9 protein-coding genes are annotated in these 17830 nt (G+C 56.4%); 6 read left to right on the top strand and 3 right to left on the bottom strand.

All coding sequences use genetic code 11. From position 1 onward, the window contains the following. Positions 1–31 precede the first annotated feature (31 nt). Entirely contained in the window at positions 32–652 is a 621-nt protein-coding gene (locus SH139x_RS25225; protein ID WP_488352507.1) for a DNA-3-methyladenine glycosylase I, read from the top strand. On the opposite strand, the gene speA is transcribed toward SH139x_RS25225, so the two are convergent. Next, positions 649–2565, bottom strand: coding sequence for a biosynthetic arginine decarboxylase (gene speA, locus SH139x_RS25220; protein WP_488356089.1), 1917 nt, complete (start codon positions 2563–2565; stop codon positions 649–651). The two genes, SH139x_RS25225 and speA, sit on opposite strands and share 4 nt — an antisense overlap. A 236-nt stretch (positions 2566–2801) precedes the next feature. Between speA and SH139x_RS25215 the strand changes: the two genes are divergently transcribed. From SH139x_RS25215 to SH139x_RS25195, 5 genes are all read left to right on the top strand, one after another. After that, positions 2802–3650 (top strand): DUF480 domain-containing protein, encoded by an 849-nt coding sequence (locus tag SH139x_RS25215; protein ID WP_488352506.1) that lies wholly within the window; start codon positions 2802–2804, stop codon positions 3648–3650. Between the two features lie 554 nt (positions 3651–4204). Next, positions 4205–5869 (top strand): sigma-70 family RNA polymerase sigma factor, encoded by a 1665-nt coding sequence (locus SH139x_RS25210; protein WP_488352505.1) that lies wholly within the window; start codon positions 4205–4207, stop codon positions 5867–5869. 122 nt (positions 5870–5991) lie between these two features. Continuing rightward, a complete protein-coding gene (locus SH139x_RS25205) occupies positions 5992–8103 on the top strand; it encodes a M13 family metallopeptidase (protein WP_488352504.1) in 2112 nt (703 codons plus the stop codon). A 121-nt stretch (positions 8104–8224) separates the two neighbouring features. After that, positions 8225–9178 (top strand): hypothetical protein, encoded by a 954-nt coding sequence (locus tag SH139x_RS25200; RefSeq protein WP_488352503.1) that lies wholly within the window; start codon positions 8225–8227, stop codon positions 9176–9178. A gap of 127 nt (positions 9179–9305) precedes the next feature. Then, positions 9306–10073 (top strand): PEP-CTERM sorting domain-containing protein, encoded by a 768-nt coding sequence (locus tag SH139x_RS25195; protein WP_488352502.1) that lies wholly within the window; start codon positions 9306–9308, stop codon positions 10071–10073. A gap of 9 nt (positions 10074–10082) precedes the next feature. On the opposite strand, the gene SH139x_RS25190 is transcribed toward SH139x_RS25195, so the two are convergent. Together SH139x_RS25190 and SH139x_RS25185 are read right to left on the bottom strand one after the other, a co-directional pair. Then, positions 10083–11342 (bottom strand): hypothetical protein, encoded by a 1260-nt coding sequence (locus SH139x_RS25190; RefSeq protein ID WP_488352501.1) that lies wholly within the window; start codon positions 11340–11342, stop codon positions 10083–10085. A 129-nt stretch (positions 11343–11471) separates the two neighbouring features. Continuing rightward, on the bottom strand, positions 11472–17780 hold the full coding sequence (locus SH139x_RS25185) for a hypothetical protein (protein WP_488352500.1): 6309 nt from the start codon (positions 17778–17780) through the stop codon (positions 11472–11474). Positions 17781–17830 lie beyond the last annotated feature (50 nt).

The raw sequence follows: 17830 nt of genomic DNA, 5'->3' as shown, positions 1-17830 counted from the left end.
CAAACTTAAAACTTGTCTGCGGAGGATAGTGATGGCGCGTTCAGTCCCTGTGGACGAGAGTAACAGCTGCTGGTGGGCGCTTTCGGCGGACGATTACCTGCATTATCACGATCAAGAATGGGGGCGACCGGTTGCCGAGGATCGTCGCTTGTTTGAAAAAATTTGCCTGGAAGGTTTTCAAGCCGGGCTCAGCTGGCTGACAATCCTCAGAAAGCGAGAGAATTTCCGCTCGGCGTTTGCTCAGTTCGATTTTCACAAAGTCGCTAAATTTGGCGACGCCGATGTGGCGAATTTGTTGACAGACAGCGGCATCGTGCGGCATCGCAAAAAAATCGAGTCGACGATCAATAATGCTGGCCGGGCGATCGAGTTGGTGGCGGAATTCGGTTCGCTGCGAGCCTTTTTTTGGCAGTTCGTGCCACCCGCCTCAGAACGCCCAAAACGATACACCCGCGAACAACTCAGCCAACTGACCGCAACCCCGACTTCCACGCGATTATCCAAGTCCCTCAAGACACGCGGCTGGAGCTTCGTCGGCCCCACCACCGCCTACGCGTTTATGCAAGCGATGGGCTTGGTCAATGATCACGTGGAAGGTTGTCCCACGCGCGAGCCCGTCGAACAGCAGCGGCTCGCCTTCTTGGCCAACTAACCGGCTGAGGGCCCTTCCAGATAGGTGTAACCGGCCAAGCCTTCTTCGTAAGACTTGAGGAACCGGCCAGCTTCCGCGTTGTTGATCGTTCCCTGCCGGACAGCTTGTTCGATCGACTTCTGCATGCGATCTAGCAATTCGCTGCTGTTGAATTGGACGTAGTTCAATACCTCGTCAACCGTATCGCCTTTGACAATCGACTGAATCGTCACGTTATCACCGTCGAGCTCGACGTGAACGGCGTGGGTGTCGCCGAACAGGTTGTGAAGATCGCCGAGGATCTCTTGGTAAGCGCCTACCAGGAAAATCGCTAAGTGGTAGGGTGAACCATTGAATTCATGCAGCCGCAAGGTTCGCTGCACATCGCGGCGATCAATAAATGTATCGATCTTGCCATCACTGTCACAAGTAATGTCACATAACACGCCATGCTTGGTGGGGCGTTCGTCGAGCCGGTGGATCGGCATGACGGGGAACAATTGTTTGATCGCCCAGCTGTCGGGGATGCTTTGGAACAGGGAGAAATTGCAAAAGTAAGACTCGGCCAGCATGCGATTGAGGCCGGCCAATTCCTCCGGCACTTCATCCATTTGCTCGGCTAAGCGGCGGATGCGGTGGCAAACTCCGAAGAACAGATTCTCGGCGATCACGCGTTGTTCGAGCGGCAGATAACCGGTGCTGAAAAGACTCATCGCCATATCGAGCGAAGCTTGCGCGTCGTGAATCGTTTCCATCACGTTGCGGCTGGTCAGATCGTGATAGGCCATCCACAGATCGTGCACTGGCTGTTCGTAATGCTCGGGCAATTCTTGCGGCAATTCCGCTTCGTTTCCTTGGCTGGAAACGCCCAACGTGCCGAACACCAAGACGCTGTGATAAGCGGCAATCGCGCGGCCACTTTCGCTGATAATGTGCGGATGCTTGACCTCGGCTTCATCGCAAACCGTTTGGACTTGATAGATCACGTCGTTGGCGTACTCTTGCATCGAGTAATTCATGCTCGATTCAAAGTTCGTCTGCGAGCCATCATAATCGACTCCCAACCCTCCGCCGATGTCGAGGTACTCCAATCCGGCACCGCGACGGCTGAGCTCTACGTACACCCGCACCGCTTCGTTAATGGCCCCTTTAACTTGGCGAATATTGGTGATCTGACTCCCCAAGTGAAAATGCAGCAGCTTGAAACAGTCGGCCAATTGACGCTGTTCGAGCAAATCGGTCATGGCCAGAATTTCGCTGACCGTGAGGCCAAACTTTGAACGGTAGCCGCCGGAAGATTCCCATCGCCCGGAACCTCGCGAAGCCAGTTTGACGCGAGCGCCGAGCAATGGTCGCACGCCCACGTTCTCCGCGTGCCGGAGCATCATTTCCAGCTCCGAATATTTCTCGATCACCGGAATCACGGTGCGGCCAAGCTTCTGCGCGAGCATTGCCATTTCGCAGTACTCGTCGTCCTTGAAACCGTTGCAGACAATCGGCATTGCCGGATCGGCCATGGCAATCACGGCCAGCAACTCGGGTTTGCTGCCCGCCTCCAACCCAAACCCGAGGGGACGACTGAACTCAATGATCTTCTCGACGACGTGACGCTGCTGATTTACCTTGATCGGATAAACGCAGTGGTAACGCCCCTGGTACTGGTGGTCGGTAATGGCCGTGGCAAAACAATCGTACAGCGCTTGCAGGCGGTCTTTGAGAATATCGTTAAAGCGAAGCAAGATCGGCAGGTCCAAACCTCGCGTCCGCAGCCGATCGATGACCTCTTTGAGGTCGAAAGACTGGTCGGGATCGCGGCGCGGGTGCACCTGTAAATTGCCATCCGAGCCAACGCTAAAATAGCCCCCACCCCAACGAGCGACCTCGTACAGTTCCGACGAATCGTTGACGTTCCAACCAGCGGTCGCGGCCGCCATGGAAATTGGCTGGTTCGTGTTGGGGGGCGATTTGGGAATGATGCGTACCTCCAGGCAAACAGTTGTTGAATGTCGAATTTGCAAAAGATAGTAAATTGAGTCCGCTCAGGGCAGGGCGCGATGGCGTAATTTGAGCTTTCCTGCGGGCCGCTGGACCGCTACGGAGCATGCGGTACCTTGAGTGGTTGCCAACGTTGGAAAATACGAACTTACCCCCCCAAAGGATTTCTCCAGTCATGCCCGCCCCTGACGCCAATTCAAACTCCGACGCGAGTCGAACCGCAGACAATCAGCCTGAGTCACTCGCCGCCGAGAATCGGCCAGTTCAGCGGACACTTGGGCGAATCCCACGACGCGTCCTGGGGGTGTTGGTCGAAAAAGCAAAGACCACGCCAGACAATTACCCGCTCTCCATTGCGGCTATCATCGCCGGCGCGAACCAGAAATCGAACCGCAGTCCGCAGATGACTGTTGACGAGGATGATGTCGTCGAGGCGCTCGACAACCTGCGTGCGGCGGGGGCAGCGATCGAGGTCCAGGGGGTGGGCAGGGTCAACAAATACCGCCACGCAGCTTACGAATGGCTGGGGGTGACCGCGCATCAGGCAGCCGTAATGACGGAATTACTGCTTCGCGGACCCCAGACCGCCGGAGAGCTCCGCACGCGGGCCGGACGCATGGAGACCTTTAGCGACCTCAACGCCGTGCTGGCCACGCTAGGCGAACTGCAGGAAAAAGGGCTGGTCGCGGCGCTGACTCCGCCCGGCCGGGGCCAGCAATTCAGGCACACCCTGTACGAATCACAAGAACTCGCCAAGCTTGCGGCAACGGTCCCGGGAGTCGATGAAGCAGCACTGACTTGGGCCACTTCTGCAACGAGCGGGGCGGCCACCGCGGCCCATCAGGGCACTTCGCCGGTCAGCAGCAGGCCAGCAACGGAAGTCCCACCAACGGGGCTACCACGAACTGGGCCGGCAGTTGCGGAACTGGCCGATGAACTGGCAGAGCTTCGCAAGATCGTTACCAATTTGACTGCGCGTGTCGACCATCTGGAACGCGAGTTGGGGGTATCGCCCGAGTCGTGATGGTCAGATTGGCAGTGTCAATTTTGCATATTCGTCCTCACAAAATGTAAAACTGACAACGACCAACCTTGGCCCGCGTTTCCTGTCGAAACAAACGTATTTCTCTAAGTCCTTTTCCAGTAATGACTTGTGGAAAAATACCAAGATTTCGCGAACGCGCGGGGCAGGTTTGGCCTCTAATTTTCTACTGTTCTCTCGGACACCTGGTAAGGGACAAGTAAATTCGCGAGAGCGGGAACCTCGCTTCGCTGTTTTACGTATCCATGTTAGCAGGTCTCGCTGTGTGTACTTTTGTGCACAAGCGAGAAAAAGAGCAGGTTGCTGAGTGGAACGGAGCGGAAGACAATTTGGCGGTTCGAGTTACTGAATCGCAATTTTGCTCGGTAGCTAACGAAACACTTAGCAGCAGCGCTGGCACGGAGCTGGCGGGAGACAGGAGTTGGCAATCATTCCACGAGGGGATGATTCCCGGGCGACAGGATGCTAGTCGGGCGACCCGCCGGGGTCGCAGGGATTATTTCCGGCGATGCACCGAAAGCTGTGGGAGATGTGCGATGCACCAGGATTATCGCGATTCAAAACTAAATCAGCTGCGTGACCAACAGACTCGGTTTGCGCCGCGAGCGAAGCAACTGCAACAAGCGGCCAGGGCTGAGCTTTTGCTCAGCGAGATGGAACCTCATCGGCAGTATGCCTATGACTTCCTCTGCTTTCGCATTACCGATTACCGACCCGAACAACCAACGCGGCACACCATTGCCGGCGTGGATGCGCGGCACGATCTGCGTTTGCTCGTCGAGGACCTCTCCGAAGCGGCAAATTTGACTGTCGAAGAAGCGGGGGAACCGGTCCACACGGTGGAAGACCTCAGCCGCATGTTCAACGTATCCACCAAGACGATTTCACGTTGGCGAGACCAAGGGTTGGTGAGCCGGCTGTTCATCGTCGATGGTCGGCGGCGCGTCGGTTTTCTCCGCAGCAGCGTCGATCGTTTTGTCGAACGAAACCGCACCAAGGTTCGCCGGGGTAAGCAGTTTAGCCAGCTTTCGGATGATGAAAAAGGTGAGATCATCGAACGGGCGCGAGCGATGGCCGACGCCGGTGCGAATCTTTCCGAAGTGACGCGGCGGTTGAGCGAACAGATGAAGCGGAGTCCCGAGACGATCCGTTACACGCTGAAGAATTTTGATCGTGAAAACGCCGAGTTGGCAATCTTCCCCGGGCACAACGGTGCGCTCAGCGAGGATGAGAAACGTTCGATCTTTCAACAGCATCATCGCGGGTCCAGTGTTCCTGTCTTGTGTAAGCGTTTTGGCCGAAGCCGAGGAAGTATCATGCGAATCTTGAATGAAATGCGAGCCGGACGGATCATGGAGTTGCCGTTGGATTACATTTTCAACGAAGACTTTGATGACGCGTCGCGTGAGGAAGAGATTCTCGGTCCACTGCCGGAAAATGAGGCGCCCACTCGCAAGCTGCGGGTCCCCAGCGGATTGCCTTCTTATCTGGCCGCGCTTTACGACGGATCGCTGTTGTCTCGCGAACAAGAGTATCACCTATTTCGCAAGATGAATTACCTCAAGCACAAGGCGGCCAAGCTGCGTCAGCAGATTAACGGTCGCACCGCTTCGGTTGAGGTGATGGATCAAATCGAGCAGCTCTACGAACAAGCGGTGCGGGTGAAGAACCAAATCGTGCAAGCTAACTTGCGGTTGGTGGTTTCGATTGCCAAACGCCATATGAACAGCACCGATGATTTCTTCGGGTTGATCAGCGACGGCAACATGTCGTTGATTCGCGCCGTGGAAAAATTCGACTATTCACGGGGCAACAAATTCAGCACCTACGCTTCGTGGGCGATCATGAAGAACTACGCCCGCACGATTCCCTCGGAGTTCAAGCACCGCGATCGTTTCCGCACGACCGCCGAGGAATTGTTCTTGGCTCGTGAGGATGATCGTAAAAATCCCTACGCCGAAGAGTCGGCTTATCGGCAACGCCAAAGGCAAGTGCTGCGGATTCTCAACCGTTTGGATGATCGCGAGCAAAAGATTATCACGGCCCGCTTCGGGCTGGGGAAACGGGCTGAACCGTTGACCTTGAAAGAAGTCGGTGCGGAGATGGGTGTCACCAAGGAGCGAATTCGCCAACTCGAAGCCCGCGCCCTGATCAAACTCCGCGAAGCGGCCGACAAAGAAAAAATTGATCTCGAGCTGTAACGGCTCTCCCGTGCTGGGAGTCGTCTCCTCAGCCGGTTACGATTAAAGGCGGGGCGAGTGATCGCCCCGCCTATTTTTATTGAATCACCCCACAATTTCAGGGCATCAGACAGGTGTTTTTCATGCAGGTATCGCAGATATTTCGCGATCTCAAAGTCGGCCTCAGCTTTCGCACCGCGGCCCTTGGAGTTATGGCATCGTTGGCTGCCGCCACGCCGGCATTGCGGGCGGAAGAAGCTGAACCAGCTGGCAAATCGAAACCCGCGGGTGAATCAGGGCCCGCTCGCGAATCAGGGATCGATAAGCAGCATTTCAGCGAGACGCTCAAGCCGGGGGATGACTTTTACGGATACGTCAACCAGGGCTGGCTCGAGACCACCGAGATCCCCGGCGATCGCGCCGACTATGGTACCTTTTCGATCCTCTTTGACCGCACCCAAGAGCAAGTCCGGGCACTGATCGAAGAAGCTGCGGCGAGCGAGGCCCAGCCCGGCACCGACACGCAAAAAGTTGGCGACTTTTACCGCTCCTTTACCAACCTCGACGTGCGGAACGAAGCTGGAATCAAGCCAATCGAACCGCTGCTATCGTCGGTTCGCCAAGCGGAATCAAAAACCGAACTCGCCACGGTGATGGCCGATTTGCTGAAGCATGGCGTCGTTGGCCCCTTTGTGATGTACGTCTCTCCTGACGCGCGACGTAGTGACCAATATGCCGTTTATCTTTATCAAAGCGGCATCACCCTGCCCGATCGCGATTACTACCTCGAAGATGAAGAACGCTATGCCCGCTTGCGGACAAAGTTGAGCGAATATGCCGCCGAAATGTTGGCCGCCATCGGAGTTCAAGATGCCGAACAAGCTGCTGAGAGAATTCTCGCTTTGGAAACTGAACTGGCCGAAGCCCAGTGGACCAACGTTGCCAATCGTGACCCGGTGGCGACTTACAACAAGTTGTCCAGCGAGCAAATGAGCGAGCTCTTCTCGGCTTTTCCTTGGCCTGCTTACACGGCTGCCAGCGGCATTGGCGAACACCCCGAGTTTATTGTCAAGCAGCCCAGCTTTATTGAACAGCTGAATGCGTTGTTTGTGGAAGTTCCGCTGGAGACTTGGCGCGAGTACCTACAGTTTCGCATCATCGACTCGTACGCTTCGGCGCTGACCGAAGAACTCGAGCAAAAGCACTTCGCTTTTCACGCCACGGCGATCACCGGTATCGAAGAACAAAAACCACTCTGGAAACGAGCCGTCGAAGGGACCGAGGGTTCGCTGGGTGAAGTGTTGGGCAAATTGTATGTCGATCGCCATTTCTCACCGCAAGCCAAAACGCGGATGGAAGAACTGGTTGACAACCTCAAGAAAGCCTTTGCGATTCGCATCGAAACGTTGGACTGGATGAGCGAAGGGACGCAAAAACAAGCGCTGACGAAGTTAGCCCAGTTCAACACGAAAATCGGTTATCCCGACGAGTGGAAAGATTACAGCAAACTGGCTGTCAAAGCGGACGATTTAGTTGGCAACCTGATGCGCTCGGCGGAATACGAAAACAATCGGCAGTTCGAAAAACTGGGCGGGCCGATCGACCGCAATGAATGGCACATGACGCCGCAAACGATTAATGCCTATTATAACCCGGTCATGAATGAGATTGTCTTTCCGGCCGCTATCTTGCAACCACCATTTTTTAATCTCGAAGCCGACGACGCGGCCAACTACGGCGCCATCGGTGCCGTAATCGGCCACGAGATCAGCCATGGTTTTGATGACAAAGGAAGCAAGTATGATGGCTCGGGCAACTTGCGTGATTGGTGGACTCTGGAAGACCGCCAAGAATTCGACGTCCGGGCGAATCAATTGGTCGAGCAGTATAGCCAGTACAGCCCGCTGGAAGGAATGACGATCAACGGCGAACTGACGCTCGGTGAGAATATCGGCGACTTGGGTGGCTTGGCGGTCGCTTTGCAAGCTTATCGCTTGTCGCTCGGTGGCCAACCGGCCGCCGTGATTGACGGCCTCACCGGTGACCAAAGATTCTTCTTGGGCTGGTCTCAGATTTGGCGACGCAAGTATCGTCCGGCCGAATTGCAACGCCGCTTGTTGACCGATCCCCACTCGCCCAGCCGTTACCGGGTGAACGGAATTGTGAGCAACATGGACGCCTTTTACGAAGCGTTCGGAGTGAAACCGGGAGATGAGCTGTATCTCGACCCCGACAGCCGCGTGCGGATCTGGTAGCCAGCCTGGCTGATTGTAACGATTTGGGGGAATTTGCTGATTGGGGTGGATTTCAGCAGCGCAGCTCGCCGACGATACCGAGTGAGGAGAGATTTTCACTCAGATCGTCAAAGGCGAGCGTATGCCGGAGAGAATTTATCGCGGTTGCAAGCGTTTCATCGACATGTGGGCGTTGCCTGGGATCCATCCCAGCAATGTCGAATTGTTGCAAAAGCTGACCACGGCTGAATCGCAGCACTTTACGACTCACATGGACGTGGTGGGAACCGTTTCAGAGCAAGATCAAGACTCCGGCGACTGGGAGAAAACGCACCTCGTCGGTCTCCGCACCGACGTTTGGAAAGCGGATGAGGAGGAGATGTCCGAAGCGGTCGATCTGTTGCGGCGGAAGCGACGCAGCGAACTGAAAAAGAAAATCAAGCGACAAGGGAGATTGTCGGCCCAGCAGACCGCCAAGCTGGAAGCGGCGGTCGAAGAGGACGCCATCATGAAGCTGGAAGCGGGCGAAATCGAGAAACGCCGGCTGGTCCTCAAACTGTTTAAGACCAGTACCCAACGGACGCGTTGGTGCGGCACGATCGAAGAAGTTACCGCAACCGAAATTCACAATTCGATCGGCTCTAATAAGAATCTGCTGAGCATGGCCGTGCTGCTGCCACGCTACGATTATGTCACGTACATCCAGCAGAATCATCGCACGTTCCGCATCCCCTCGCTGTTTACCATGGGGTACGTCGATGGCCAACAGATGCGACACCTGACGCTCAAACGACATTGGTTCAGCATCGGTGCCGACTTTGAAGTCGAAGCTGACGGGCAAGTGATTGGCGAAGTCGACGGCAAACTGCTCAGCTTTGGCTCAGACAGCTATCTTACGCTCGAGCCGCATCCGCTGGCCGAAGACACTCAGTTTGTCGATCTGATGACCCTGTTCGCCGCTTCCGTTGGTTATCACGACGCTATGCGGCGAAGCATTGATCGGCGGGTCGAAGCGGTCAAAGCGGGACAATCGTTCCGGCATTTGATCGAGGACGAAGAGCTGCGGCTGAGGCAGAACGGTCGCGCGGCTGCCTAAAAAATGGGGGGCGAAAAAATTCTCAAACTCTTAAATTCCGCTAAGTAAATCAGGTACAATGGCCGTCGTTCGCTCTCTATAGAGGGGGTGCTTGGTAGTTGTTTACACGATTGCGGAGATGTTCACCATGAAGAGTTTTGGGCTGAAGTTTAGTTGCTTTGGCGTGCTTGCCGCGTCACTTATGATGGGGCAGAACCATTGCCGGGCGGAAATTCTCACCATCCAGCAGCAAATCCAAGCTGACTTTGTCTTTACCGCCACGGCCGCTGGGGAAGCGCTTCTTGGTGCTCCCGAGGGCGTTCCGCTCGACATGCGCGCTTTGGGAAGTATGACGTTTTCACTCGATGACACTGGGGGCAGCACGGTGTCTTTCACGAACTCCACGGGGCAACTGGCCGGTGTCACGCCCCCAACCGATCCCGGTTTCTTGCCCTTCTATATCACCCCGGTGCGGTTTGATGGTGGTGAATTAACCAACATCACGCGTGACACCGAGGGCAGGATCATCAGCGGAACCGTGGAGGATTTGGCCATGCCGTGGGAGATGATCGGCACCGGCGCTAACGCTGGTTTAGTGTTGTATGGTGATCAAGAAACGACACCGCTGCTGTTTAGCGGTGCGGTGAATGTGAGCTATGATTCTGGCGCGCCGAAGTTTATGGTCGGCGACATGCTCAGCGGGCTGGAAGACTTTAATATCTATTTGTTCGACAGCGGTGACCGCGAAAACCAACTGCCGGGAACCGACCCTTTGGTGTTTGTTGGTAGCAGCCGGTTTCTGACCGCCGTGCCCGAGCCATCGAGCGTGGGGCTGGGGATTGCCGCAGTGGGTCTAGCAGTCGGGCGCCGCCTGCGAAAGGGACGCTCGTCGGCAAAGCAAGCTTCTGCGGCTTAAGCTGACAAGTTAAGGGTCACGACGAAGATCGCCGGGAGGCGGAGCCATTTTCATGGCGAAATAGTTTCTCCAGCGTTCTTCGTCGTACATGTAGTTGACATCATCGGGGACTAGTTCCAGCAGGGCTGTCAGGATTTCCGGGTTTTCTAACGAGCGTGTGATTTTTTGAGCTTTGCCCCCAAACTGCATGCCGCCGCCCGGACCGCTGCCATCGCGTGACATGCCCACGTTGGTGTCATTGCCCGGCTGGCTAATCGTGGTGTGTTCGGTGACCAGAGCTTCGACCAGCACCAAGGCAATCTCGGGATCATTGATTTCCGCCAGCGCCCTGCCCGCCGAACTGACCACTGCGTTATCGTTGGAGCCGAGATGGTTTAGGTAGTAGGCCATTGCGCGAAATTTATGTTCGCCGCGCAACAAGTCGAGACAGTCTTCCTGGATCGTGGCGGAGACATCATTCATGCTGGATTGAATGATGGCTGTTGTCGTCAGGCCGGTGTTTAGCCTGGCCATTATTCGCAGCCACTGGCGACGCATGGCGGTGTTGTAATTGCTGGTGTCGCGAAACTCTTTCACAATCGCTTCGTCGGCAGCCGGATCATCGATTGCCATCAATTCAGCTTGGGCTTCGTTACCTGCGACTCCGCCGCGACGAATGCGCATCTTGATGCCATTGAGTTTCTTGATCCAATCCTTGCGCTGCTGTTCAAAGTCTTGGCTATCGCCTTGATTGAGAACTTCCTCGGCAAATCTCCAACGACCGCCATCGCGCAACATGCCACGTTTGCGACGCAGCGATTCGATCTTGACCCAGCCATTTTCAAAAGGCATGTAGCCCAGTTCTTGCCGCGCCGTGGCATCGTTGGGGGCGAGTTCAATCACCCGCCGCAGGTGGCGGTCTTTTTGATCCCGCAAGCCCACACTGTTGCACCAACGTGAAATTTCCATGTGGGCATCGGCGGTGTCGTCCAGCGTTGCCAGCCGGCTGCGATATTCAACCATCCGTTCTTCGGGACCGCGAAAGCGGCGGAACTCGACGTCAGGCAGCACCAGTCGCAGGCCATCGTCAAGATAAATTTCTTGGCCGCGGAACCGATCAAGTTCGACCGGCCTGAATTGCCCTCGCAAACTTCCGCCATGCCGCAAATCGGCAACCGTAGCCGATCCCTGCTGGCCGGCTGCCGGTGCCTGTTGACTGGCCGCCTCGGTGATACCACTAGCCACTGCCAGCAAGACCAGCAGTGGTCGCCAAAACGCAGAAGGATGCATGAGCGGGCTCGCTGAAGTGATTGAAGGCTTAAGTGATTGAAGTTAGCCTGAGAGGCAAATTTCACTCTTTCATCATACCTCAAAGTCCACCCATCCACCAAACTGCCGCGAGCATTATCGTGGAGAGCTTTACCGTGTTGGCGGGGCCACCTCGTGCAGGGTTGCCCCCCGCTCGGTGTCGAGCACCAGGATTGCCAAGCTGGAGATGCTCGCCAGATCCCCGGTGCTCAACGTGGCATAATCGAAACGACCGCGCAAATCGGTATAACCATCCTTGTAGAACTCCACCCCTCCAGCTTTGGTCTTGGCATAGACTTTCACGTAGGCGGTTTCGACAGGTTGCCCCGTTGTCCGGTCGCTGACTTGCAGTTGCCCGAAACCTTCGGAGAGATAGGTTTTCAAGCGACCGCCGTAATATAGCGTGGTGTCACGCGAAGCACCGGAAACGACCTCCACCAGTAACGTCTGACGTGAGAGCACGTCGTCCAAGCGGAATTGCGAGCTGCCGTCGCCTTTGCCGACCGTTAACGACTCGACACGACCGGGCCGGACCATAGCCATCTGCTGTAGGCCCTGGCGGACGAAGGGTGTTTTGCTGAACAGCAATTCCAGATCGACTCCGTAGAAGTTAATCGTCACCGCTTCGGTGTTGCGATGGTCGATCACTAGGGAATCGCCTTCAACACGCACGCGAACATCGGGAGCCGTCGCCGCGCTGTCGGCTTGGCGTTGCTCGCGATCGAGCAGTGCCAGATCGGCGGCATCCTCGCGCACACCGGCGGCGGAGGGTGTCTCGTTTTGGTTGACCAGTTGCGCACCGCTGAGCAAATCGCGGCGTTGGCTGAGTTGGTCCTGGACTTGTTGGAATCGCGTTCGCCAGCGGGGCACGGGGTGTTCGGCGTGGGCCGCCGCGAGTTTACCCGCTTGCTCCACATTCCCTTGATGTAACGCCAAATAGGCGGCCATGTAGTCATACTGGACAGCCATTTCAATTTGCTCGCGCTCGATCGTGGCGAAACGCGAGATGGCCTCTTCGATGCGATTCTGCAGCAACAAGTAATGGCAAAGCGCCAACGTTTGTTCGTCGCTGGGGCGAAGTTGGTAGGCAACGATTTGCATTAACGAGCGATATTGTTGCAAAAATCGATCATTCAAGATCTCTGGCTCAGGACGCAAGGAATGAATCCGCGAGCTGACCAAAGGAGCAAACTCGAGATGTTCGTACAGCCCGCGCGAAATCGGTTCGACGGTCAGCAATTGGCTATCGAGAACTGGTCCCACCACGCTGACAAAATCAGTTCGTTGCGAGAGGTAAGACTGCATGCGAGGTAGGTCGCGATAGAGGAACGCATAGCCCCACAGGCTCGGCTCCCAGACGCGGGCGTTATCGACGACACCGATCACGGCATCGTAGACCGCTCGGTCCCGCAGGCGATGATTCACCAGGCTCAGGTCTAACTTGCGAAGATTGGCGGTCGCCAAGAATTCAGCAATTTGATCGGCGGAACCTGCTTGGGCAATTTGTTCCCAAGAGGTTTCATCGATTTTCGAGGGGCTGGAAACGACGCTGAACGATTGTTGTTCGGCGCGAGCCACGACTTGGCCACTGCTGGAGAGGCAAACGGGATAATGCTGGAATTCTCCGGCGGCGGGAAAATAGAACTGATATTCAATCCGTTGAACTTCAAAGGGCTTGATCACGACTGTCTTGCTGTCGGTCGCTTGTGAACCGGCCAGCGGCATGCTGCCGGCGGGAATTTGCCAGAGGCAATCGACAGTTCGCGAGGTAGGCGTTGGGTTTGTCAAGACAATTTGACCGCGGTAGGCACGCCCCGTGAGGAACTCTTCGGGAGCGATTTTGGGTTCGCCATCGTTGTTATCTGACGGTTGTTGATCGACCGCTTCAAACCGTTGCCCAACCAACAGTGAGGCGTTGCCATCGAGCGGCTGCAGGGTCTTTAGGCGTTTCGTGATGATCACCACGGGTTGGTCGGGGGTAAAGACCGTTTGCTCTTCGCTGGGCAATTCAACGCCATCGCTATCGAGCGGCAAACCGAGCAGGGTCAAGGCGACCAAAGCGGCGTGGCGGTTGTCGGTCGGGCGCAGCACGTGTGAACTGACGAAAGGTCGATCCTCGGCCGCTTCCGCCCACTCCAGCCAAAACGGATTGAGGGGAATCAAGGCTTCGCCAGCATCGGCAATGCGAACGTGATCCCAGTGGTTTTCGGCCCATTGTTTCGTGGCGTCGAGTTGTTGGAAGAAGCGTTGCGGACCGGCCGGGCTGCGGCCAGCGGCAATCCGTCCACCGCGAGTTGCTCCCCGTTGGTTCGCGCGGCCGGGAGCAAATCCGCCCATGCCGCCGCCCATGCCACCGCCACCCATGCCAGCGGGTGCCTCGGGCGCGGCATCGGCAGAAAACGGATCGGCCGCCGATTTCTCCATGAGGCCAAAGGCGTCCCCATAGGCTTGGCCCTCAGCGGCTTCTTCGTCCATCACTTCATAGTTCAGCATCAGGCCCAACTTGTTCCCTTCCGCCAAACCTTGGCCTGCCAAACCGACTTCGATCAAGCGACGGATGTCTTCTGGCGCAATATCATCGAGAGCAATTCGCTCGCGCATTTCCCGCAGCACCGTCTCGCGAATCGCAGGGACTTGTCGCGCCAGCAGGGCTTTCTCAAAAGCGTTCAGCCGCGAATAACGCCAAAAGTCGGTCCAAGGTGTAAGATCGCGATCTAACAACCAATGATCGACTAATTGCTTTTCTTTCTTATTCTCCAGGTAGGGGCGAACTACTTGGGCGAAAAACTTGGGGTCATGTGCTTTGATAAAGATATGCAGCTCGTGACACGCGAGTCTGCCATATAACGCTCGTTTGTCATTGTCGGACAACGTATTCCAGCGTCCCAGTTCAACAAATTCGTCCATGCGGGGATCGCCCGAGAGGGTGCGGAAAAGTTGCAGCAGGTCGCCAATCTCGGTATACAGTTGCAGTTGGGCCGAACCGATCGATTTCATCTCCAATGGCGCGTCGGGACCGGCAACCAGCACCGTTCGTTCAAACGCCAGCGGCCGCTCGGCCGGGAGAGGAGTCGTCAGCCGGAGATCTCGCGATTCGAGCGCGGACAGTGATCGCGAGACGGTGCGTTCCACGGTGTGCACCGGATCAACGACCACGATGCGAAAGATGATCGCGTCGCTCAATTGATCTGCCGGGATGTTGATATTGCCGTCCGCGTCTGGGCGGAGATTGGTCAGCAAGCTTCCCGCGGTGGGCAAGAAGTTAAGATTTTGCGAGACCGTAGGCTGCGATCCGCGACGCTTCGCTCGAGCTCGAGCCCGGTCGGCCATCATGTCGGCGGGCGCGGCTGCCTCCGCCTCGGGAATCAGATCACCACTGGCAGCGGTTTGGGTGCTGTTCTTGGTTGCATCGGTTACCCAGGGTGCTAACAGCAATGATGTTTGGCCCAACATCACACCGGGGTATTTTTTCGCATATTGGCGTTGCAGGACGTAGCGATATTCTTCACCCAATCGCAAATCGCTGACGTAGCCATTTTCTGCGAGTTGGATGCCACGTCGCGAGGGCGTGATCGTGGGCAACGCGAATGGGTCATAGTCGGGCAGATAGCGACTGCCGATCACGTGCACGCGAGTCGCCGAGGTATCGCCGCTGAGTTGAATCTGCAGCCCCGAGTCATTCAGGTTCATCTCCGCGACGCTGACCGGCTCGGGCCAGCGGACGTTGAGGTGGCGAATTTCGCCCGCCGCAATTCCCGAGAGCAGCGGGCCGGCGGTGATCGAGATGGGCAGTTCGTGAATCACTTCCTGATCGTGGTAGACCAGTCTGTAATCGCCCGCCGGTAACGGTGTGATCTTTAGCATCCCGGCTTCGACCTGCAAAGCTGCGTCCGTGATGTCCTCTTTGATCTTATCACTCAGCATCGAAAGTAACTGAAAGTTTTTTCCGAGCTCGTCGCTGTCGTTCATCAAAGGTAGCTGCAGCGCTTGGTCGTCGCTGCCATGCAAGCGATCGGGCCAGACCGCTGAGGCCAAGGTTAAATCACGCACCAGTTGACTACCTTCGGCAGTCCACAATTGCACCGACAACGCATTTTCCAGCTCGCCCAGAAAGACGCGTCCCTGGGCATCGGTTTCCAGCGTGCTGGTAATCGGCTGATTGTGAAACAGCGTTGTCAGAGCAACTCCGACAACCACACCCTCGTCAGCTTCCCCCGTTTGCCCACGCACTTCCGCCACCCATTGCTGGCCGTCGCGCGTGAGGTGCAAGTCGTGTGTTCGCGACGTTTTATCGATCGCGTTAATATCCCACTGGCGAACGTCGCTGAGCTCCAACTCGCGGCCGGTAGCCAATCGTTTCAGTTTGCCAGCGAGCGTGGCTTGGAGCGTGCTCAGGCGACTGGGGACGCGGAAGCTCACCAAGGTTTCTTCGAGTTGGCTGAGCTGCAGATCTTCGATCCGCTTGGTCGTTTCAATGCCGTCGTGATCGACAGCCTTGATGGTTAACACCGGGGCCTGAAGATCGGCGATATCGAGCGGCTCTCCGTTGAACGACAAGCGGGGGCGGACCGCGATGTTGGCAGTTTTACCAGTCCTCAATTGCTGGCGATTCAGCAGCATCTCCGCCTTCAGCGAATATTGTTCGCCCTGGTGCATGAACAGCACGGGAACGGCGATTTCATCATCGAGCAAAATCGCTTGACGCGTCAATGGTTGGTCGACTGGGGGGAGGATGATTTGTCCTTCGTCATTCGCCAAGAATTCTTGGCCGGCCACCAGCATGCGGGCCTGTTTGAGTGGTTGGCGGTTTTCATCCAAGACGACGAACTGCTGGCCGTTGGGAGTCATCCGTTCGGTGAAACGCAAGTTGCCACGTCGCAGGATGGCTCGCGCGCGGAGCCCGCCGCCGAGCAGGTCGACCACCCACACACCGCGTCCGGAAACGCTCGGCAGTTCGATCGATTCGCGATGCCGCAGGATGGCCGGTTGGCTGTAATTGAAACGCTGTTCGGAGGTTGCCACCAAGCCATCGAGATCGATGTCGGTGTTGATCAGTTTATTCGTATTCCGATAATAGGCTTCGCTGTTGATCTCATAAACGCGAATAATCAACTCGTCCACATGTTTAAGATCGACTTGCAGCGAAGCTGGCCGAGCCGGGTCGGTGTATGCCGGGTTGGTGGACGGCAAAGTCAGCTCCACGCGATCGGTCAGTTGACTGCGGAGGTCGGCCGACAACACGCCATACCAACGCTCTGGGTTGCCGATTCCATAGAGTAGTTTGGTTTCGGCGAAGACGCGAGTCAGATAGCCGTTTTCAATTAGTTTCTTGAATTGCTCGGTCGAGTCAGCATCGCGGAGGAAGTGTTCTAAGTACTTGCGAATCAGCGGCTCCTCGTTACCAATCGCCGGCAGTAACGCGACTTTGGTAAAGTCGACGTTGAGCTGAGCGGCCGAGCGTTGTTCGGCCGCAGACAAGGAGCGCACGATGCCGCTGCGTCGCGGCAATTGAAGATAACGCAGCAGCAGGTCGAGCGGATATTCGTCCCGCATCCAGTGGGCTTCCAGCAAACGGTAGGCGGCGGCCGCTTTAAGATTGTTTTGGGATTCGGGCAAGGACTGCGTGAACTGCTCTACGCGGCGCAAATAGTCGAGACGCACCTCAGGCTGCTGGCCTGGATCGCTATCGTCATCAGGTCGCAGGCGAAGCAACAACTGATTGATCAGTCCGTCACTGGAAGCGAGCGCTGGATAGGCTTGGCGAATGGCTTCAAGTTCCGCTTGCGTGAGGTGGGTGTGGATGGCACGATCCCCAAAGCCGTGTTGTTGGGGATCGCGGGAACGCAGTTCGGCCAGAGCCAGTTCGCCTAAGCGGGGCGTCCAGCGACCATTGATTTGCTGACTAAGCCATTTCAGATCGGCGCCCGCATTTTGCACTTTTCCATCCAGCATCCAGTCGGTCAGCCAGGCTAAGGCAACCGGGGTGAGCGAATGGTTATCGCGGATTGCTTGCCGAATCAACGCTTCTGGATTGAGCAGATTTTGGTCCAACCGATCAGGCCACTGGCGTTGACCAACGCGACGCGGGGCGGGATGCTCCAGTTGGATATTCAGACGATCACGTAGGTATTCGACCGCGCGATCGGGGGAGGTGGCGTATGTCAACAGCCGCTGGCGATCGCGCATGTTTCGCAGCGCGGGGGTTTCGCCACGGGGGGGCGATGAGTCTTTTTCCCAGCGGGCTAGCATCGCTTCGGCTTGGGCCAATTGGCCAGTGACCTGATAATGCAAACAGTGCAACTGATAATACTCTTCACTGCCTGGAATTAGCTCTCGTAAAATCGCTTGGCGATCTTCGGCGAGCGCGTATCGTTCAATGAGTCCAATCGGTTCAGCACGTCCGGGGGTTGGGAAAACCATGAAGCCCAATAAGCAGAATGAGAAGAGACCAGTTGAGCGGAGGGTAGCGC

This window comes from Kothea flammea, from assembly GCF_052161645.1.
GTDB lineage: Bacteria > Planctomycetota > Planctomycetia > Pirellulales > Pirellulaceae > Laterigemmans.
This window is presented reverse-complemented; position numbering and strand designations above follow the sequence as displayed.